Annotated in this window: 18 protein-coding genes; 6 read left to right on the top strand and 12 right to left on the bottom strand. The window is 66.1% G+C overall.

Annotation, left to right across the window (positions count from 1 at the left end; translation table 11 throughout):
• Nucleotides 1-7: 7 nt before the first annotated feature.
• Entirely contained in the window at nt 8-2,788 is a 2,781-nt protein-coding gene (locus tag M3330_RS07040; RefSeq protein ID WP_255027974.1) for a cation-transporting P-type ATPase, read from the bottom strand.
• Nucleotides 2,789-2,818: 30 nt separating this feature from the next.
• A complete protein-coding gene (gene ppk2, locus M3330_RS07045) occupies nt 2,819-3,718 on the bottom strand; it encodes a polyphosphate kinase 2 (protein WP_039587491.1) in 900 nt (299 codons plus the stop codon).
• A gap of 189 nt (nt 3,719-3,907) precedes the next feature.
• Here ppk2 and M3330_RS24460 point away from each other — a divergent pair, with 189 nt between their 5' ends.
• Nucleotides 3,908-4,150, top strand: a complete 243-nt coding sequence (locus tag M3330_RS24460; protein WP_039587493.1) for a three-helix bundle dimerization domain-containing protein — start codon at nt 3,908-3,910, stop codon at nt 4,148-4,150.
• 3 nt (nt 4,151-4,153) lie between these two features.
• Complete coding sequence (locus tag M3330_RS07050) at nt 4,154-4,675, top strand: DUF1269 domain-containing protein (protein WP_052227408.1); 522 nt, start codon at nt 4,154-4,156, stop codon at nt 4,673-4,675.
• 54 nt (nt 4,676-4,729) lie between these two features.
• On the opposite strand, the gene M3330_RS07055 is transcribed toward M3330_RS07050, so the two are convergent.
• Entirely contained in the window at nt 4,730-6,766 is a 2,037-nt protein-coding gene (locus M3330_RS07055) for a phage holin family protein (protein WP_039587494.1), read from the bottom strand.
• Between the two features lie 36 nt (nt 6,767-6,802).
• Here M3330_RS07055 and M3330_RS07060 point away from each other — a divergent pair, with 36 nt between their 5' ends.
• The gene (locus M3330_RS07060; RefSeq protein WP_039587496.1) at nt 6,803-7,609 is read left to right on the top strand and encodes an MBL fold metallo-hydrolase; all 807 of its coding nucleotides are present in this window, start codon (nt 6,803-6,805) and stop codon (nt 7,607-7,609) included.
• A 32-nt stretch (nt 7,610-7,641) separates the two neighbouring features.
• Here the strand turns inward: M3330_RS07060 and M3330_RS07065 are convergent, their stop codons facing one another.
• From M3330_RS07065 to M3330_RS07100, 8 genes are all read right to left on the bottom strand, one after another.
• Nucleotides 7,642-8,472 carry a class II glutamine amidotransferase gene (locus tag M3330_RS07065; RefSeq protein WP_255027979.1) on the bottom strand — a complete coding sequence of 277 codons (831 nt, stop codon included), beginning with the start codon at nt 8,470-8,472 and terminating at the stop codon, nt 7,642-7,644.
• A 59-nt stretch (nt 8,473-8,531) separates the two neighbouring features.
• The gene (locus M3330_RS07070; protein WP_255027981.1) at nt 8,532-9,854 is read right to left on the bottom strand and encodes a diacylglycerol kinase family protein; all 1,323 of its coding nucleotides are present in this window, start codon (nt 9,852-9,854) and stop codon (nt 8,532-8,534) included.
• Between the two features lie 197 nt (nt 9,855-10,051).
• Nucleotides 10,052-11,122 (bottom strand): YeiH family protein, encoded by a 1,071-nt coding sequence (locus M3330_RS07075; RefSeq protein WP_255027983.1) that lies wholly within the window; start codon nt 11,120-11,122, stop codon nt 10,052-10,054.
• On the bottom strand, nt 11,112-12,725 hold the full coding sequence (locus M3330_RS07080) for a long-chain fatty acid--CoA ligase (protein WP_255027985.1): 1,614 nt from the start codon (nt 12,723-12,725) through the stop codon (nt 11,112-11,114). The genes M3330_RS07075 and M3330_RS07080 overlap by 11 nt, the downstream gene beginning before the upstream one ends.
• Before the next feature lie 11 nt (nt 12,726-12,736).
• Nucleotides 12,737-13,348 (bottom strand): alpha/beta hydrolase, encoded by a 612-nt coding sequence (locus tag M3330_RS07085; protein WP_255027987.1) that lies wholly within the window; start codon nt 13,346-13,348, stop codon nt 12,737-12,739.
• A gap of 57 nt (nt 13,349-13,405) precedes the next feature.
• On the bottom strand, nt 13,406-14,458 hold the full coding sequence (locus M3330_RS07090) for a 3-keto-5-aminohexanoate cleavage protein (protein ID WP_039587506.1): 1,053 nt from the start codon (nt 14,456-14,458) through the stop codon (nt 13,406-13,408).
• A 54-nt stretch (nt 14,459-14,512) separates the two neighbouring features.
• Nucleotides 14,513-15,361: a TauD/TfdA family dioxygenase gene (locus tag M3330_RS07095; RefSeq protein WP_200886536.1), complete on the bottom strand. Its 849-nt coding sequence runs from the start codon at nt 15,359-15,361 to the stop codon at nt 14,513-14,515.
• 94 nt (nt 15,362-15,455) lie between these two features.
• Nucleotides 15,456-16,430, bottom strand: coding sequence for a quinone oxidoreductase (locus tag M3330_RS07100; protein WP_039587511.1), 975 nt, complete (start codon nt 16,428-16,430; stop codon nt 15,456-15,458).
• Between the two features lie 164 nt (nt 16,431-16,594).
• On the opposite strand from M3330_RS07100, the gene M3330_RS07105 reads away from it, so the two are divergent.
• The 3 genes from M3330_RS07105 to M3330_RS07115 all read left to right on the top strand — a co-directional run bounded on the left by M3330_RS07105 (nt 16,595) and on the right by M3330_RS07115 (nt 19,556).
• Nucleotides 16,595-17,605, top strand: a complete 1,011-nt coding sequence (locus tag M3330_RS07105; RefSeq protein ID WP_255027992.1) for an AraC family transcriptional regulator — start codon at nt 16,595-16,597, stop codon at nt 17,603-17,605.
• Between the two features lie 181 nt (nt 17,606-17,786).
• Nucleotides 17,787-18,134 carry a carboxymuconolactone decarboxylase family protein gene (locus tag M3330_RS07110; protein WP_255028853.1) on the top strand — a complete coding sequence of 116 codons (348 nt, stop codon included), beginning with the start codon at nt 17,787-17,789 and terminating at the stop codon, nt 18,132-18,134.
• Between the two features lie 27 nt (nt 18,135-18,161).
• Complete coding sequence (locus M3330_RS07115) at nt 18,162-19,556, top strand: MFS transporter (protein WP_255027994.1); 1,395 nt, start codon at nt 18,162-18,164, stop codon at nt 19,554-19,556.
• A gap of 31 nt (nt 19,557-19,587) precedes the next feature.
• On the opposite strand, the gene M3330_RS07120 is transcribed toward M3330_RS07115, so the two are convergent.
• A complete protein-coding gene (locus M3330_RS07120) occupies nt 19,588-20,025 on the bottom strand; it encodes an SRPBCC family protein (protein ID WP_006551607.1) in 438 nt (145 codons plus the stop codon).
• Nucleotides 20,026-20,087: the final 62 nt, after the last annotated feature.

Raw genomic sequence — 20,087 nt, forward strand, 5'->3', positions numbered from 1 at the left:
CCCGGCCTCAGTGAGCACGCGCAGGAGCAACCGCCACCGGCGCGGGGATCGACAGGTCCGGTGTGTGTCGGTGACGCCGGATCGCCTTCTCCGCTTCCACGACGACCGGAACGATCACCGACCAACCGATGCAGACCAGCCATTGAGCGCCCGTCAGCGACGTCGTCATGAGAAGGTCCTGCAGGAAGTCCGACTCGACGGCGAGCACGGTGACCACCACCGGAATCGACAGGATCCGGAGGGCGCCCACGATCGGCGCGGCGAATCCGGATTCGGGATCGCGCCGCATGGACAATCCGGCGAGAACGGAGCCGAACGACAGCACGACGAAGGCGGTCGTCATCGGCACCGACGGTTCGGTCGTGCTCATTTCGCCCGGGGCGAGGAGCAGGGCCGCGAGAGCCACGGCGAATTGAAGGGTTCCGTAGACCGTCCACTGCACGAAAGCGGCTCTGTTTGCGATGGGTGTATTCGGGTCACGAGGCGGCTTGCTCATGAGATCCGGTGAAGGCGGGTCGAGCATGATGACGGCGACCGGGAACAACGTGATGAAGAAGTGCTGGAACAACACCATCAACGGGGTCAGGGCGACGCCGTCGTTGATGTCGAAGATGCTCGCGACGAGGAAGAGCAGAACGAGCGACAACAGCTTCGACATCTGGTACCGGATGTACGACACGATCTTCTCGTAGATGTTTCGCCCCAGCCGGATCGCAGTGACCAGCGTTCCGAAGTTGTCGTCGGTCAGCACGATTCTCCCGGCCTGCTTCGTCACTTCGCTGCCCGATCCCATCGCAACTCCGATGTCGGCCTTCTTCAGCGCTGCGGCGTCGTTGACGGCGTCTCCGGTCATCGCGACGACCGCGCCCTCCTTCTGCATGAGATCGACGAGGCGGAGCTTGTCCTGGGGAGTGACACGGCCGAACACGTGCAGGTTCGGAAGCTCCGCCGCCAGAGCCTCGTCGGACATCGCTCGGAGGTCGGGTCCGCTGACGACCCCTGGGCCGAGACCGAGTTCGGCTCCGATCGCGGACGCTGTGATCGCATGATCACCGGTGATCATGCGGACATCGATACCTGCCGCGTGCGCGGTTCGTACCGCCTCGACCGCCTCGGGCCGGAGTGGGTCGATGATGCCGACCATCCCGACGAAGGTGAGATCGTCCACGAAGGACATCGGGTCTGCCCGGACCACCTCCTCCTGCCCGTCGACGATGCGGGCCGCGAACGCCAGCACCCGCAGCCCCTTCTCGGACAGAGTCCGGTTCGCGGCGACGAGTTCGTCACGAGCCTCGTCGAGTGGAACCGCGTGTCGCCCGGGGCGATAGGCGGTGCTGCACAGTGCCAGAATCACGTCCGGGGCACCTTTGACGAGTTCGACCAATCGCGTGGCTCCGTCGACCGGAAGGTGATGGAACGTCGCCATGAACTTGTACGCGGAGTCGAACGGCACTTCGGCGATGCGGGGGTACGACCGGCGGGTGAGCGGGGCGTCGATGCCGAGTTTGGCGGCCAGCACGACCAGAGCCGCCTCGGTGGGATCTCCGACAACCACTCCGCTGTCGGACACCGTGGCATCGCTGTCGAGGCACAATCCGTATGCGAGAAGAGTGAAGTCGGGCAGCTCGTCGCCGGCGGCACGCGTGATCCGCCCGGTCTTGCTGTATCCCTCACCGTCCACGGTGTACCACCGGGTGTGGAAATACAACGAGCGCACGGTCATCTGGTTCATCGTGAGCGTACCGGTCTTGTCCGAGTTGACCGCGTTCGTGGCACCGAGGGTCTCGACATCGGAAAGGTTCTTGACGACGGCCTTCGCTTCGGCGAGCTGCCGGGCACCGAAAGCGAGCATCGCCTGCACGAAGGTCGGCAGGCCGGTCGGGATCGCCGACACCCCCATGGCGATGCCCAGCAACAGCACCGTGGTCAGATCCTGCCCGCGGATCACGCCGATGACGACGATGACGGCAACCGCGGTCCACGCGATGACCCCGAGCAGCCGGGTCAGCGAGTCGAGTTCGCGTTGCAGCGGTGACTTGCTCGGAGCAACGGCCGAGAGCATCGACGCGATCCGGCCCATTTCTGTGTCCATGCCCGTTTCCGTCACCACCATCCTGGCGGTACCACGAGTGACGGATGTGTTCTGGAACAGCATGTCGGAGCGATCGCCCAAGGGCACGTCACCGACGGGAAGGGTCGCGGGGTCCTTCGGAACGGGTGCACTTTCTCCGGTGAGCGCTGCTTCCTGCGTCTCGAGCGTCGCCGACGTGATCACACGTCCGTCCGCGGGCACGAGGTCGCCGGCTTCGAGTTGCACGATGTCGCCGGGCACCAGGTCGGTGGCCCCGATCTCGCTCAACACTCCGTCGCGGATCGTTCGCGCCTGCGGAGTCTGCATTCTCGCGAGGGCGTCCACGCTCGCACGGGCCTTCACTTCCTGCCGCGTGCCCAGCACCACATTGAGTGCGACCAGGACGACGACGACGAGTGCGGTGGAGATCTCCCCGATCACGATGCTGACCGCCGTCACGGTGATCAGCATCAGGTTCATCGGATCCCGTACCTGCCGCAGTGCGACCGTCCACGTGGACGGTGCGGGTTCGGACACGATCGTATTGGGTCCGAAGCGTCGGCGACGTTCGTCCGCCTCTGCCGTGGTGAGACCGGATCGTTCGTCGGAGGACAGCGCTGCGATCACGTCGGCGGCGTCTGTGGCATACCAGGACGGTTCTTCCCGACCGGGGACGAAATGCTTCGCTCGGTCCGGTCCGGATCTCGTAGTGGCCATCGCGGTTCGTCCTTCCCTACCGGAAGAGCCTCAGTAGAGCGTGGGTATCCAGTGAAGAGGCTGGGTTGGTGCCGTGTACCCATCGGCGTCCTGCCGCTGCGGCAGAACCAGATCGGGGCGCTCGAGCGGCTCGTAGGGGATCCGGTCGAGCAGATGGGCGATGACGTTGAGCCGACCACGTTTCTTGTCGTCGTTGTCGACGACATACCAGGGAGCCCAACCGGTATCCGTGAAGTGGAACATCTCGTCCCGTGCCCGGGAGTAGTCGTACCAGCGTGTGTACGACTCCAGATCCAGATCCGACAGCTTCCAGGTCTTACGAGGATCGTCGATGCGACTCTGCAAGCGCAGCGTCTGTTGCTCCGGGCTCACTTCCAGCCAGTACTTCAGAAGGATGATGCCGGAGTCCACGATCGCGCGTTCGACCGTCGGGATCATCTGGAGGAAATGCTGTGCCTCCTCCTCCGTGCAGAAGTCCATCACTCGTTCGACGCCGGCGCGGTTGTACCAACTGCGATCGAAGATCACGACCTCACCTCCGGCCGGCAGGTGGGGTACGTAGCGCTGGATGTACATCTGAGACCGTTCACGCTCCGTGGGTGCGGGCAGCGCGACGACGCGGAAGACCCTGGGACTCACTCGTTCCGTGATCGCCTTGATGACACCACCCTTACCTGCGGTGTCGCGGCCCTCGAACAGGATGCAGATACGAACTCCGGACGATCTCACCCAGTCCTGCACGGCGACGAGTTCGGCGTGCAGCGGACGGAGCAGGCGACGGTACTCCTTGTTCTTCATGGGTTCGCGGACCGGCGATGCGCCCTGCTGCGGTGGACCGGGGGGACGAAGGGCGCCGGAATCGGAACGCGCGGTGAGCGACTTCTCCGGCGATCTCTTCCGGTGCTTCTCGTGCCCCGTCTTGTGTCCCACGGTTCCCCCTCGGACGTTCACCCATTGTCCGCCTCCGATCCCGCGTTCGTGGGAGAACGATCGGTTCGGGGCGATGGACGCGGACCGGCCACCACGTACCAGAGGTGTTGCCGAATCGTGCCCGAAAGCGGTGCATCCGATACCGTTTCGAGCCTTGACGGATCTCGGGGCCGACGTCACGCTTGGCCGATGAGCGGTGACGACGAGTTCCGTCAGATACAACAGGTGATCGAACGTCTGGTCATTCGATATCCGCTTGTTCCTCCGGACGACATCGAACGTGCGGTGCACGGCGTCCACCTCCGATTCGCTACGAGCAGAGTTCGAGACTTCGTTCCGCTACTCGTCGAGAGGGCGGTGAAGCGCGAGCTCACCGGACACCCGATGCTCGATTCGACTCTTCCGCCTGCGGTTCCGAATCTCGGCAGGTAGAACGTGAGCAAGCACGAGAACAGCACCCTGTCCGTGAGCGCCGCAGCGTACGACCGGATCGAGGACGCTGTGGCCGACTTCGAGGGACTCGAGCGTCTCCACCGTGAGGTACGCCCCTCCCACGGCTTCGACGCATCCGTCATCGTCAAGGAGGAGAACGGGAAGATCCGTCTCGTCGAGAAGCACGAGCACCCCACTCGTCACGGGGCAGCGGTCGGTCTCGGCTGGGGTCTGGCCGTCGGGGTGGTGGCCGCCTTGTTCCCACCCGTGGGTATCGGTCTCGTCGGCGCCACCGCAGGTGGAACAGGCATCGGAGCCTTGCTCGGGCATGCGGGAGACCGGATGGACCGCAGAGACGTCCAAGAGCTCGGTGAGGCTCTCGAACAGGGGCAGGCCGGTGTCGTCGTGGTGTACGCAGCCGACCTCACCGACCGGATCGCCGCCGAGATGAAAACAGCCCGCCGGATCGTCTCCAAGACCACCGGTATCGCCGTCGACCTTCGCGACACCGAACGAAACCACTGACCGAACCGACCGAAATCTCCTGTCCCGAAGAGCTTTCGTTCTCCCTGGGCCCGGTCACCCACCTCTGATCGTCGCGTGGTGATCGGTCGTTGCTGTGGGCGGTCCCGCCGATCGATCCCGCCACCCGGCGAGCACCTCGTGCACGTTCTCGGCGCCCTTCAGCGGCTCCGGGGGTGGGGGCAGCGTGGCGGGATAGAGGAGGAACGGAGTGCTTTGCGGACCACCCATACCGCCGTGCGAGCCGACCTGCTCTTCGAACGCTGCAACCTCGTCGGTCTCTGGCCAGTATGCACCGCCGACCATGATGTCGGCGACGTTGTCGAAGGTGTCGGTGCGCCGGACCTTCGCCAGCGCATCGGGACCCATCACCTCGAGGGGATTCCGGCCGGTGACCTCACCGGTCGTCACGTCCACCCGGCCGTGAGGTCCGAGCACGACGGATCCGCCCGGGGCGGCGACGAGAAGGAAGCCGATTCCGGGATGCGCCCGGAGAGCGGTGAGCAGTCCTGGGTGCGCGGCTTCGATGGTGTCGATGTCGGCGCGGCCGGGCAGGTGCGGGAAGTACACCAGACCGAGGTTGCCCGAGCCGAGCACGATCGGTTCACCGGCGACGGTGTGCGCCTGCTCCTCGGCCGGTGCGGCGTGCATGCTGGCTGCGGCATAAGCGCGCCCCTCCCCTCCTGGCTGGGCAAAGGTATCCGCCCTCCGCTCGTGCCGGTGACGATCGGCCGACTCGCTCCGTGCAGCCAACCGGATCACCAGTTGTCCCAGGCTCTCTCCGTAGCGTTGCAGAAATGTCGCGCCCTGGCTCTGCCCGTGATCCGAGAGCACGACGACGTGATAGGACCGGTCGGACTGTTCCGTCACCGCGAGCAACATCGCGACGATGTCGTCGACTTTCGCGAGCACGGAGAGTGTCTCGGGCCGAGAGATCCCGGAGTGGTGCGACACCTCGTCGTAGCCGATCAGATCGAGATAGACGACGGCACGCCCCTTGATCAGATCACCGACCACTGCGGCAGCGGTGACGTCGGTGGCGAGTACGGTCGCGAAAGCGCGGACGAACGGATACATTCCGCCGCGCGGAACCCGTGGACGGACGTCCTTCCGCTTCTGCCGCAGCGACTGACGAAGTTCCCGTTGCAGTTCCGCGATCATCCTGATGAAGGTGCGCAGTGCGCTCGCAGGATCGGCGAAATAGGCACTGTAGCCGGCACCCCCACCGAGCCGGGCACCGCGCATACGACTGACGACCAGTACGTTGTCCTGCGCACCACCGGTGAACAGGTTGCCCCGGCTCGCACCGTCGTGGGCGAGCAGCCCGGGCCGGTCCGCCCGCTCGAGTTCGCGCTGTTCGTTGTCGGCCGGGTTGCTGAACACGGAGATACGCCCGGTGGTCTTGTCGTACCAGCGGAATGCGGGCACGTTGTGGTTGGAACCGTGCAGCACGCCCAGTTGGGTCGCTCCGGTCTGACTGCTCCAATCGGTGTACCACGGCACCAGCCGGTGGGTCTCACGCACCAGCGTCGCCAGGCGGGGCGTGACACCGTCGGCGATCGCCCGCCGCAGTACGTCGTACCCGAGCCCGTCGATCTGGATGCACAGCAACCCCGGAGGTGCACCCACGAGCGTCGCGTTGCGCCGCAATCGAAACCGGTGCCGCCGCACCTGCATCAACCGGTAGGCGGTGTCGGAGCGGGAGGCGATCGCGCCCGAGATGACGGAAGTGACCAGCGAAACCAGCGCGGCGAGCACGATCGCATCGCCCGGACGGTCCACCGTGGCGACCGGTACCAGGTACAGCGTCAGCAGCATGATCGCACCGCCGGCCAGGAAAACTCCGACGAACAGCAATACCGGGCCGATCCACGACATCAACCGCATCATCACCGGCCACAGCGCTGCGTTCAGCAGACCGAACACCAGCGCCAGTACCAGCGCGGCCGGGAGCGTCGGTATCGGAGCGAAGCCGGACCGGTCGAGCGTGACGCCGTCGAGGACCCGGTCGAGCACGACGAGCGCGAGCGCCGACGATCCCCACAACACGAGGAACTCGACGAGTATCCGCAACAAGCCGCCCACCGTACGCATCGCGGGCCCCTTCCCACGTCTGGAATCGTAAGGTTCATGAGCACGCCACCGCGGGTGAATGCCCCGGTATCCGGTCTGCGCTGGCTCGGGCATGCCACCACGCTGATCGAGGACCGTGGGACGGTCGTCCTGACCGACCCGGTGCTCACCGACCGCGTCGCGCATCTGCACCGCCGCCGGGGACCCACCCCTACCGGACCCCACGTGCACGACCCGGATGCCGTCCTGCTCTCGCACCTGCACGCAGACCACACCCACCTGAGGTCGTTGCGGTTGCTCGATCCGGACGTTCCGATCGTGGTCCCCTGGGGAGCCACCGACGGATTTCCGGCACTGCGTCGGTTCGCCGACCGCCTCGTGCCGTTGCGTCCCGGCGAGGGAATACGGATCGGCACGGTCACCGTGCGCACCGTGCCCGCCCGGCACGATGGCCGCCGTTGGCGCCGTGGCCCGGAACTCGCGCCGGCGGTCGGGTACGTCGTCGAGGGAGCCCGCCGCACCTATTTCGCCGGCGACACGGATCTGTACCCGGGTCTCGCCGACCATGTCGGGCCCGTGGATCTGGCGTTGCTACCCGTCGGAGGTTGGGGGCCCACCCTCGGCGACGGCCACCTCGATCCCGGCCGGGCCGCTGTCGTCGCCCGTCTGGTGCAGGCGGGTCTGGCCGTACCGATCCACTACGGCACGCTGTGGCCGATCGGTCTCGACGCCGTCCGCCCCCGGTTGTTCTTCGGGCCCGGTGCCGAGTTCGTCCGTCGGGCCGAGCACGCAGGGATCGATACCGTGGAGCTGAACCCGGGCGACGCGCTCGGCGCATCGGGTACCGGTCCGGCCGACCCGTGAGATCGTGATCGACGCTGGGGAATCCGTGGCGATCAGGTCGATCGCACAGGCGAAACCGGCTCGAACGCCCGGAACTGCTCTTCCCTGCCCCGAATGATGCCCGCGCTCGACTCCGGCACCTCCAGCCAGGCCCCTTCGAGATCCCGGAGGGGTTCGGACACCACGAAACGGGTGTCGTCCCCCAGCCTGTACAACACCTCCACTTCGGGATGTTGCGCCCTTACCGCCGTGATGTCGGCCGAGTAGAACAGCGAACGCGTCTGTCGCTCCGTCGAATACCGGAAAATCCAGACCGAGATGCCGTCCGTGGTCGCAATCGTTCCCTGCATGGGATTCTCGACACCGCGACGGGCGCCGACGTCCTCCACGAAACCGACAGCCTTCGCCACAGCGGTGAACGGATCATCGGTGAGACCGAAGGTCAGCGCGAGGAAGAACAACATCTCGGAATCGGTCGAGCCTTCGATCCCGTCGTAGAGACTCGGATCCACGGCCATTGCCAGAGTACGCTTCATCACGTGGAAGCCGTGCACCGCGCCGTTGTGCATCCACATCCAGTTCTCGTGCCGGAAGGGATGACAATTACTGCGTTGCACCGCAGTTCCTGTCGAGGCACGGATGTGCGCGAACAACAGCGGAGTCCGGATCTGGGAGGCGATCTCCCGAAGATTCCTCTCGTTCCAGGCAGGTTCGATGCATTTGAACACCGCTGGTTTCGGCCCCTCCCCATACCACCCGATCCCGAAGCCGTCCCCGTTCGTGGTCGTCGCGCCCATCCGGGAGTGCAGGCTCTGATCGATCAGCGAATGAACCGGACGGAAGAGCAGGTCCTCCACGAGGACCGGATCACCGGAATATGCCATCCATCTGCACATCCCTCCATTGAAAGCGTCGGACACGTGGAATGCGGGGATAGAAGAATTCAATTCGGCCACAATATTTCCCGTAACCGGGCGAAGTCCGGCCTCGGCGGCGGCAGCCGCACACCCGGACGGTCGCGGGGAACTCGAACCCGTAGCGCTCCGGTGGAGATCGTGCATCGAACGGGTGTCGACAACATCACCGACTCACCGTCGACTCCGACGGGAATCTCCGGCACGTCCGCATCGACGGCCACCTCCGTCGCAGTGCGCTGCAACAGTCCTCGGTCGTGAGTGCGACGGAACAGGCCGACGGCCTGGCGGGCGTTCGAGACCGAGATCGCGACGACACCGAGCCGCCCACTGTCCAGACGGGCTCTTCGCCCGAGTCCCGCCAGGTCGTCGAATGTGTACGGGCCGTTGCTGACCAGGACTGCCTGCGGTCCCTCGACGGTCTCGGTATCGATTCGCGCCCGCAACCCCGGCCTACCCTGCTCACCGAGCAGATCCGGCAGCATCTGCAACACCGTCGCCGTCTTGTCTGCACGGTACTGCGGGCTCCGCACCACCTCCGCGTAGACGCCGAAGGACGCATTGTTGACGAACGGGCGACCGTTGATCCGGCCGAGATCGACGCGCAGTTCGACCCCGTCGCGGAGGGCGTCCAGACCCGCAGCCGGGTCGTCCCGGTCGAGCCCGAGGTCGAGGGCGAAATGGTTCCGGGTTCCGGCGCTGATCACCACGAACGGAAGACGGTGTTCCGCTGCGACCGCGGCGACCAGGGCCTGCGTTCCGTCGCCACCCGCGACGCCGAGCAGGTCCGCTCCTCGTTCGACTGCGTTCTCCGCCAGTTCGGTGACGTCGAGTTGCTGCGGTCCGCTCAGCAACACGACTTCGGCGCCGAGTTCCTCGGCTTTGCGCTGCAGGTCGAAGTGGACGACCTTGCCCCCGCCTGAGCGTGGATTCATGACGAAGAACGGGTGCTGCACGGGAACGGCCGGGAACTCCGGCTGCGGACTCACGCGATCGGCCCGCAGGGCGCGGCGCCCGCACGCGACCGCCACGGCGACGAGCAGCACCGACGCGATCGCAACCCACAGGTGACCCGACGCCGCGAAGACGACGATCACGACCACAGGCGCGAGGACGGTCACGGCCAGAGCGGCCCCGCGGATCACGCCCCGGTGGGTGAGGAACCAGTAAGCCGCGGCAACGGCCAGGGCTGCACCGGCCGCCGCGACCAGCAACAGCGCGACGACACCGCGCAGACCGGCTTCGGCGATCGGAAGCACGATGGCAACGATCAGCACCACCACGGCGGTCCACGCCCACCGGCGGGAATCGGCGGGCACCGGGTCCCGGTGCGATTCGTGTACCTCGGCCATCGACTCGACCTCGCAATCGTTCCTGCGCGCCCGGGCAGCCGACCTCGCGGGCCGGACGGACTTCTCGGGTCGAGGACCGACCACCTCTTCCGAGCTTGGCACGATCGTGTGCGGGTGAGGAGTGTTTTGCCGTTGCAGAATTTTCTGCGACACCGAATGTTTCGCTGCGTCGGCGATGCCGACAGTACGGGTCGGGGTCAGCTCAGCACGAGGACACCGACGAGGGCGATCAGCACCACCCACAGCGTGGAGGCAGCAGCGAGCACGAACGGTCGCAGCCCGATCGAGCGCAGCAGTCCGACCCGGACCCCGAGACCCAACCCGAACATGGCCGTGGTCAACAGCGCTGATTGCACGAGCGCGGCGTGCTCGAGCACGACGTCGGGAAGCAGTCCGGAGGACCGCACCGCCACCGCTGCCAGGAATCCGATCACGAACACCGGCACCAGAGGCGGCTGCCGGCCGACCGTGTCCTCGTGGACGCCCGTCTCGCGACTGCGCCGTCGGCGGACCACGCCCAGATATGCCATCACCGGGGCCAGCATCAGGACCCGGGCAAGCTTGACCACGGTGGCGACCGCGAGAGTTCCACCGCCGATCATGCCTCCGGCAGCGACCACCTGCGCGACCTCGTGGATCGACCCACCGGCGAGGATGCCGGACTGCAGGTCGTCCATCCCCAGAACTCCCACCAGCAGCGGAATCCCCGGGATCATCAGTGTGCCGAAGACGACGACCAACGCGATCGAGGTGATCACCTCCTTGCGCTTCGCGTCGACGACTCCGTCTGCGGCAGCCACCGCCGCGGCGCCGCAGATCGAGAATCCGCACGAGATGAGGACCCGCTGAGTCCACGAAAGTCCGAGGACCCGCCCCAGGTACATCGTCCCGGTGATCCCGGCCGCGACGATGACCACGACGAGCGCGATGACACCCCACCCGAGGGTGAGGATGTCGTGGAAGACCAGTTGGAGGCCGAGCACGGCGATGCCGAGGCGCAGCAGCCGCTTGGTCGAGAAGTCCACGCCGGGGCCGATCCACGCCGGGACGGGAACCAGATTGGCCACCAGCGCTCCGAGCACGATCGCGATCAACATCGGGTTCACGGCGGGAAACAACCGACCGAGCACGATCGCGATCGCAGCGCCGGCCGCGCACGCGCCGATACCTGCGACGAGGGCAACCGCGCGGGAACGCGGACCCACCGGCGTCGCCTCCGGCCGGACGACGTCCTGCGGCGTCGATGTCACCTCGACCTCACCCGACATCCGGCGAACCCTGACCCGTCGATGTCGTGCTCGCCGATACCACGCCTGCCGATACCGTGCTCGTCCGTACCGTGGCGACGAGTTCGCGTTTGAGGATCTTGCCCGTCGCGGTCGTCGGAAGCGTCGTGACGATCTCGATCGAGCGCGGATACTTGTATCCCGCCATCCGGTCGCGGCACCAGGAGATCAATTCCTCTTCCGTGATCTGCGCCCCGGCCTCGAGGACGACGAAGGCGCCGACCTCCTCGCCGTACACCTCGTGGGGAACGCCGACGACCGCCGCGAGTGACACCGCTTCGTGGGTGATCAGCACTTCCTCGATCTCTCGGGGGTAGACGTTGAAGCCTCCGCGCACGATCAGATCCTTCGCGCGATCGACGATGTAGTAGAAACCGTCCGCATCCCTGCGAGCGAGGTCGCCGGTACGCAGCCAACCGTCCCGCATCACTTCGGCGGTGGCATCCGGCCGGCCGTGATATCCGGACATGACATTGTGTCCGCGCAGGGCGAGTTCCCCGATCGTGTCGGTAGCTGTGACGGTGTTCCAGTCGGCGTCGACGAGGCGGGCCTCGACTCCCCACACCGGGACTCCGGTCGATCCGGGACGTGGGTCACGTTCCGGATCGCTGAACAACGCGAGCGGAGACGTCTCGGACAGTCCATAGCCCTCGAGGATCCGGACACCGAAGCGCTCGGAGAAGCGGGTGAGGATGTCGACGGGCAGGGCGGCGCCACCGGAGATCGCCCGGCGCATCGTCGCGGCGATCCGCTGCACGTCGACCGTCTCGTCCACCGCATCGAGCAGAGCCCAGTACATCGTCGGGACCCCGGCGAAGACGGTGATGTCCTGCTCGGTCATCAGTGTCAGTGCGGTGCGGGCATCGAAACGCGGTAGGAGAACCAGCGTGGCTCCCACCGACAGTCCCGCATTCATGGTCACGGTCTGACCGAAGGAGTGGAACAGCGGCAAGGTCACCAGGTACGTGTCGGTACACATCGGACTGCTGTCGAACAGACGGTTCGCGGTGAGCGCGTTCGTCACCATGTTCGAGTGGGAAAGGCAGGCTCCCTTCGGCTTTCCTGTGGTTCCGCTGGTGTAGAGGATCACCGCCGTGTCCTGCGGATCACGTACCACCGACGAACGGACATCCGATACTTCCCCCAGCGCAGTATCGAGACTGTCCGCACCATCGAGTCCGCCGACGACGAACATGTCGCGACACTTCGGTGCTGCGGCGAAACCGGCACGACCGTATTCACCGATAGGCAGGTCGGGTCCACCTTCGGAGCAGAAGAACGCCCGGGCGCCGGAATCCTGCAGATGGTAGGCGATTTCATGCCCCTTGAGCATGATGTTCAACGGCACCACGACGGCGCCGGCCTTGAGGATGCCGTAGTAGACGATCACGAACTCCGGCACGTTGGGGATCGACATCGCCACGGTGTCGCCCGGCGCGATTCCACGCGCGATCAACAGGTTGGCCACCCGGTTCGCTCGGGCGTCGAGTTCGCCGTAGCCGATCCGGGTGTTCCCCAGCACCAAGGCGTCCCGGTCGGGATACCGGCGGGCGGAATCTTCCAGGAGAACGGACAGATTGAGCATCGTGCTCGCTTTCAGAGTTCGGACGGTACAGAGGTGATCTCGGACGGTGCTGCCGCAGGACGCCCGAGTAGCTCCCGCAGGAGGACGTCGGCGGCAGGCCAGTCGCCGAAGCCGGAGGCAGGATTCAGATGTCCCACCGCACCGAGGTCGACGAACCGGCTGCCCCACGCCTCTGCCAATCCCGCGACCCGACGCCGGTCGGCGAGCGGATCGTTGCTGCTCGCCGCGAGGATGCTGGGAAAGGGCAGGCGGCGACGCGGTACCGGAAGCCAGCCGCCCCTGTCGAGATCGTCGATCGTGGGATACCCCTCGGGTAGCGGCTTCTCGACGTCGGCCGGCGTCGCGAGCAGCGCACCGAGGACCGGCCTGGTCGATGTGTGAGCCCAGTGCGCGGTGATCAGGACACCGGCGCTGTGCGCGACCAGCACGATCGGACCGTCGACGTCGCTGACGACCGCGTCGAGCGCGGCGATTCGCGCATCCAGGCTCAGCCGGTCGTGGTCGAGCGGAGGTACGGTGCGTACCCGGTCGAGCCGATCTGCGAGCAGTGTCTGCCAGTGGTCGGCGACGTGGTCGCGCAGGCCGGGCACGATGATGACGGTCGGTTCGGTGTCGTCGTTCATCTCTCCGAAACTTCCCTTCGTACGGAGCATTCCCATGCAGGTGCGAGCCGCCGGGTGTCAGCCGTGGTGGGTGAAGCCGACCTGACCCGGGCGGCGGTTGGGGGCGTAGCCGAGCTTCGCGAGCGTCTCGTCGGCGTCACGGTAGGTCTCGCCGATCCGGTAGATCTCGCGGGCTTCCTTGCCTGTGGCGACCTCACGGCCGAGTTCGTCTGCGAGACGGACCAGTTGCCGGATCTGTTCGACCGAGGTCATCTTCTCGCCCTTGCGTCCCCAGAGGGTGTCCTCGTTGCCGCAGCGGGTGTGCAGCCCCATGGCGATGGCCATGGTGTTGACCGGCAGCACCGAACGCATGAGGGTTTCGAGTGTCAGGCAGGCACCGTCCGGGACACGCTGGATGAAGTTCATGATGTTGTACGGGTTCGGTCCGTCGAAACCGCCGCCGATCCCCACCCAGGTCAGGTTCAGCGGACCGGTGTAGATGCCGCGCCGGATCAGGCGTTCGACGGTCTCGAGCTGCGGGATCGACGACAGCTGGAAGTGCGGCTGGATGCCGGCGGCCTGCAGGCGTCGCAGGTGCTCCTCGACCCATTCCGGCCCGGCGGGCACGGTCATCTCCCGGTAGGTCACCGCGAGTTCCGGACGCTCCATCGAGGTGCCGGCGATGTCGTCCGCGGTCATGAGCTCCATGATGTTCATCTGGCTGGTGTTGATGGCGATGGTCACCTGGTCCGGCTTGGGATCCAGTTCGGCGAGCATGTGCCGAACATCGTCCGAGAGCCACTTCGCCTCGGCACCTTCACCTTCCGGCGCGAAGGAGATCGATCCTCCGACCTGCAGGATCATGTCCGGCACCGCTTCGCGCAGGCGGGAGAGCAGTTCGTTGAACTTCGACAGGCGCTTGCTGCCCTTGCCGTCGAGTTCGCGAACGTGGATGTGCAGCACGGTGGCTCCGGCCTCGTAGCAGTCCACCGCCTGCTGGACGTGCTCGTCCATCGTCAGCGGCAGGTCTTCCGGGAAATCCTCCGGCTCCCATTCGGGTCCGTACGGGGCCGCGGTGATGACCAGCTTCTCCTGGCATTCGGGGAACAAGGCATCGTCGTGGAAGTGCATCGTGGTCTCCTGTGGATCGGGTCGTGCGTGATGAGGGAAGGAAGTTCTCGAAGGTCAGAAGGGACGATCGCCGGCGATTCCGGCGCGCTCCATCCTCCGGACGGCAGGCCAGTAGTCCTGGACCGCGTAGTGCTGGGTGGACCGGTTGTCCCAGATCGCCACGCTGTTCGGCGTCCATCGCCACCGGACCTGGTACTCGGGGATCGTCGCCCGGCTCTGCAGGTACCGGAGCAGCTCGCCCGCCCCGGGGGCGTAGTCGATACCGCAGCGGACGTTTTGTGCCGTATGGAAATTCGTGAAGTGTGTGGTGAAGCTGTTGACGAAGAGGACCTTCTCCCCCGTTTCGGGATGGGTGCGGACGACGGGGTGCTCCGCGTCCGGGAACCGGTCCTTCAGAGCGAGTCGCTTGTCGATCGGCAGTCGCCCACCGAAAGATGCCTCGATGCTGTGACGCGCGCACAGCCCGGCGATCTGTTCCTTCACGTGCCCCGGGAGTTGCTCGTAGGCGAGTGCCATGTTCACCCAGATCGTGTCGCCACCGACGGCGGGACCTTCGACGCATCGGAGCACCGATCCCATGGGTGGGTTCTCCCGCCAGGTGGCATCGCAATGGTAGGAGTTCTCGAACGCCTCGGGTGGGCTGTCGAGGTCCTTGTAGATGCGAACCAGGCCGGGATGTTCCGGATCGCTGCCGAGTACCGGATGGTCCTCGAGCGAGCCGAAACGCTCGGCGAGCGCGACGTGCTCGGCCCTGCTCATCTCCTGGTTCCGGAAGAACAACACCTTGTGTTCGAGCAGCAGCGCCTTCAGTTCTGTGAACCGTTCGTCGTCACGGGCCACCTCGGCGAGGTCTACGCCGTGCAGTTCTGCGCCGATGCTGCCGGTCAGCGGTCGTACGTCCATCGAGAATCGGCGACATGTCTCGTCCCGGACGTGGGCGTGGTCGAAGGTGGTCATGACGGTCTCCTGAGCGTGAGGGGGTGGATCGGGCCGAAGGTCAGATCGAGAACACCGACGAGCCGACGCTGATGCCGGCTTCGAGGTCGCGGTGCGCTCGTTCGGCGTCGGCGAGTGCGTATCGCTGGTTGATCTCGATCTCGATATCTCCGGCCGCGACCTGCGCGAACAGCTCGTTCGCCAGTTCGGCTCGCTCGACCGGATCGGCGATGTAGTCCGCGAGCGCGGGCCGGGTGACGAACAGCGAGCCCTTGACCGCGAGGTCCATGGCGCTGATCGGTGGGATCGGGCCGGAGGCCGTTCCGAACGCGACGAGCAGGCCTCGGCGGGCGAGGGAATCGAGCGAGGAACGATGGGTCGAGGCCCCGACGCTGTCGAACACGACGGGCACGCCGGCTCCGTCGGTCAGCTCGCGCACTCGTTCTGCGATGTCCTCACGGGTGTGGACGATGACCTCGGCACAACCGTAGGACCGAGCGACCTCCGCCTTCTCGTCAGTGGACGTCGTTCCGATGACGTTGATTCCCAACCGTTTCGCCCATTGGCAGAAGATCAGGCCGACGCCCCCGGCTGCGGCGTGCAGCAGGACCGTGTCGCCGGCTTCGAGCGGGTGGATGCGGCGCAGGAGGTACGCCGCGGTCAGGCCGCGCATGGTCATCGCGGCCGCGGTGTCGAAGGGAATCGCGTCCGGCAGTGCGATGAGGTGTGCCGCGTCCATCACTCGTTCGGTGCTGTATGCACCGAGCGGGCTTCCCGTGTAGGTGACGCGGTCGCCTTCGTGGAAATCGGTGACGCCGGGGCCGACCGCCTCGATCACACCGGCGGCCTCGACGCCCATTCCCGCCGGCAACGGCGCCGGGTACAGCCCGGTACGGAAGTAGGTGTCTGCGAAGTTCAGGCCGACGGCTTCGTGCCGGATCCGCACTTCGCCGGGGCCGGGGTCGCCGACCTCGACGGCTTCCCATTCGAGGACGTCGGGGCCGCCCGTCTCGTGGAAGCGGATCGCGTGTGCCATCTGTGTTCTCCTTGGATGTCGAGCGTTCTGCTAGCGCAGAGTGGGTGTGACGCCGATAAGACGAGACTAACGAGCACAGATCCGGAATACTTATCCCTGCGGGACATATTCGTTGTCATTCGGGGACAGTCCTTCAGGTCGCCGGGAGATCGAGGAGATGCGCGATGACGCTGCCGAAGCCGTTGGCGCGCTACGCAACACTGACGGGTTTCGTCGAACTGGCCCGCTCGCTCTCGGTCGATCCGATCGAGCTGTTGCGCAGCGTCGAGCTGGATCCGTCCGGACTCGACCTGCAGGACCGGTGGGTACCGGCGGCGTCGATCGTCCGCTTGCTGGAACTGTCCGCTGCCGTCACCGCCCATCAGGATTTGGCGCTGAGACTCGCCGAACGGCGACGCCTCTCGGCCCTCGGCCCCTTGAGCGTGGCCATCCGCGACGAACCGAACGCCCGTAGCGCCCTGCGCATGTTGATCCGTTTCCAGCACACGTACAACGAGGCGCTGTTCATCGACGTCACCGAGCGTGACGGGCTGTCGACGATCGTGCTTCGCGTCGAACCGGGCGAACCCGTGCCCGTGCGCCAGGCCACGGAACTTGCGGTCGCCGTCATCCACCAACTTCTGCAGTATCTGCTCGGCGACGGCTGGCGGCCCGTGTCGGTGTGTTTCGAACACGGCCGGCCCGGCGACGACAGCACGCACCGTCGCGTCTTCGACGCGCCCCTCGTTTTCGACGGCAAATATTCCGGAATCGTCGTATACACCGGCGATCTGGATCTACCCAATCGCCTCTCCGATCCTGTCCTCCGCAGTTATTCGCAACAGGTCCTCGACGACCTCTCGGCATCCGAGACCCCCGCGCTCGAGCGGCGGGTCCGGGAGCTCGTCGAACTGTTGTTACCGACCGGGCGCTGTTCGGTCGACCAGGTGGCAGCGAGTCTCGGTGTGGATCGCCGCACCGTTCACCGGCACCTGGCCGGATCGGGACAGACCTTCACCCGGGTCGTCGACGACACCCGGGCCGAACTCGCCCAGCGGCTGGTGACGAGCGGGCGCCACACCTTCGCCGAAATCTCGGAAATGTTGTCGTTCTCGGCCCCGAGCGGGTTCTCGCGTTGGTTCACCCGCCGTTTCGGCATGACTCCCCGAGAATGGCGCAAGCGCTCCGAAGCCTGAGTGTCCCGAAATGGACAGAGCTGTGTCCCGTAGGGATAAGTAAGCACGTCGCACACCGATTATTGTGATGTGCACCACGACAATCGTGGACCGGCATGCATACCCTGCCACCTCCCCTTCTTTCGCATGAAACGAGTGTCGCGTGACGCCAGAACCCGATCCGACCCCGACCCTGGACGCCATGCGCCGAGACGGACAGTGGAACCCATTGTGGGACAAACTGTCCGATTGGGACCCGGAGTGGACCGAGCAATTCATGGCGATGAACGCCCTCCCCCACCGGCGAGGTGTATTCACTCCCCGATTCGTGGAACTGCTCAGCATCGCCATCGACGCCGCTGCGACCCACATGTACGCCCCCGGTGTACGCCGGCACATCCGGGCTGCACTCGACCTCGGTGTCTCCCGCGAGGAGATCCTCACCGTGCTGCAGATGGTCAGCGTTCTCGGAATCCATGCCTGCAATCTCGGTGTCCCGATCCTTGCGGAGGAACTCGAGGCCCAGCGGGTCCGCAGCATCGGTTCCTGACCCTCCCTTTCCTACCGAGGAGCTCCCATGGGAATTCTCCCCACTCCGATCGGCACCTCTGCCGAACTCGACCCCGAATCTCCTGGCGTCCACACGAACTCCGGTCACCCCGCACCCGAGAGGCGTCCACGCCGACGGATCGCGTATCCCTGGCTGGTTTTCGCGCTGACGTTCGCGCTGCTGCTCTCGGACTACATGTCGCGCCAGGTGCTCAGCGCGGTCTTCCCGTTCCTGAAAGCGGATTGGGCACTGTCGGATTCGCAACTCGCGTCGCTCACCAGCATCGTCGCCCTCATGGTGGGCCTGTTGACCTTCCCACTGTCGCTCCTCGCCGATCGGTGGGGCCGGGTGCGGAGCCTCACCCTGATGGCGGTGATCTGGAGTATCGCGACGCTGTTCTGCGCCGTGGCAGCCAATTACGAACAGCTGCTCATCGCCCGCTTCCTGGTCGGAGTCGGCGAGGCCGCCTACGGCAGCGTGGGCATCGCCGTGATCCTGAGCGTCTTCGTCCCGCGGGTCCATTCCGCACTCAGCGGCGCCTTCATGGCCGGCGGCTCGTTCGGTTCGGTCATCGGCGTCGCGCTCGGTGGCGTCATCGCGGTGCACCTGAGCTGGCGGTGGTCGTTCGCGGCCATGGCGGTCCTCGGCCTGATCCTCGTCGCCCTGTTCCGCACCCTGGTCACCGAAGGCAGGTTGGCGGCGCACAAAGTCGGTCAGGACACCCCGATCGAGCTGTCTCCTCGTCCGGATTCGTCACCCCCGATCCGGGTACCGATCTCCACACTGTTCACCAGCCCAGCCGTCTGGTGCGCCTACCTCGGGGGCGGCCTGCAGATGTTCACCGCCGCGGTGCTGTTGGCATGGACGCCCAGCTTCTTCAACCGCGAGTACGGTCTGGCCCCGGACAAGGCCGGGATGGTCGCATCGATCTTCGTCCTGCTGATCGGCACCGGCATGGTGGTGTGCGGGATGATCACCGACCGGGTCAGCCGCACGAACCCGTCGGCGAAGTGGACCAGCGCCATCGCATTCTGCCTCGTATCGCTCGTGTCCCTCGGCATCGGATTCCAGCTGGCACCCGGTTCGGCGCAATTGACTCTCATCGGGATCGGAGCATTCTTCGCCGCCGGGTCCTCGGGTCCCACCGCGGCCATGGTGGCACGGCTGACCCACGAGTCGGTGCGGGCTTCCGCGCTCGGCACTCTCACCGTCGCCAACAACGTCCTGGGGCTGGCGACCGGACCGTTCGTCGTCGGGATCCTCGCCGACCGTCTGGGTCTGCTCGCTGCGCTGCAACTGACCCCGCTGGTGTACGCACTCGCGATCGTGGCGCTGATCTTCGGTAAGCGTTGGTACGCAAGCGGCGTGGAACGACTTCACCGTCGGAGCGCGGCCGCTTCGGATCATGTTCCTGCTCGATGAGACCGAGCGTCGTGTCGCGCTGCGCCGGGCGTCAGTTCCCGCCGTAGCGGCGTGCGAAGGTGTCGAGCGACGACTGCAGGTCGCCGTGCAGGACGCGCGCAACCCCCGATCCGATCGGACCGAACAGGGGCGCACCGCCGAGGTCGATCTTCATCGACAGCGTCGAACCGTCCCCGCGAGCTGCAACGGCGAGTCGCATGGAGAACTTCGTACCTCCCTTGCCGGTCCCCTTCAGCACCACGTGGTGCGGCGCGTCCAGTTCGACGATGGTCCACGTGACGCGGTTGCGCATGCCCTTGACGGATACCACCGACTGCAGGGTGGTGCCCTCGGCGAGGGTGTCCGGCAGGTCGCTGCGCCACCCGTCGTGGATGCTCAGCCACTCCCCGAACGACTCGAGGCGGGAGGCGTGCTCCCACGCTGCGTGCGGGTCGAGCGGAAGGTCGGTGGACACTTCGAGTTTCGCCATGGTCCGCAACAGTAGACGGTCCGTTCCGCCGGCGGGGCGCCCCGACACGACGGTGGCCCGCC

Source organism: Rhodococcus sp. GA1, assembly GCF_024321955.1.
GTDB lineage: Bacteria > Actinomycetota > Actinomycetes > Mycobacteriales > Mycobacteriaceae > Rhodococcus > Rhodococcus pyridinivorans.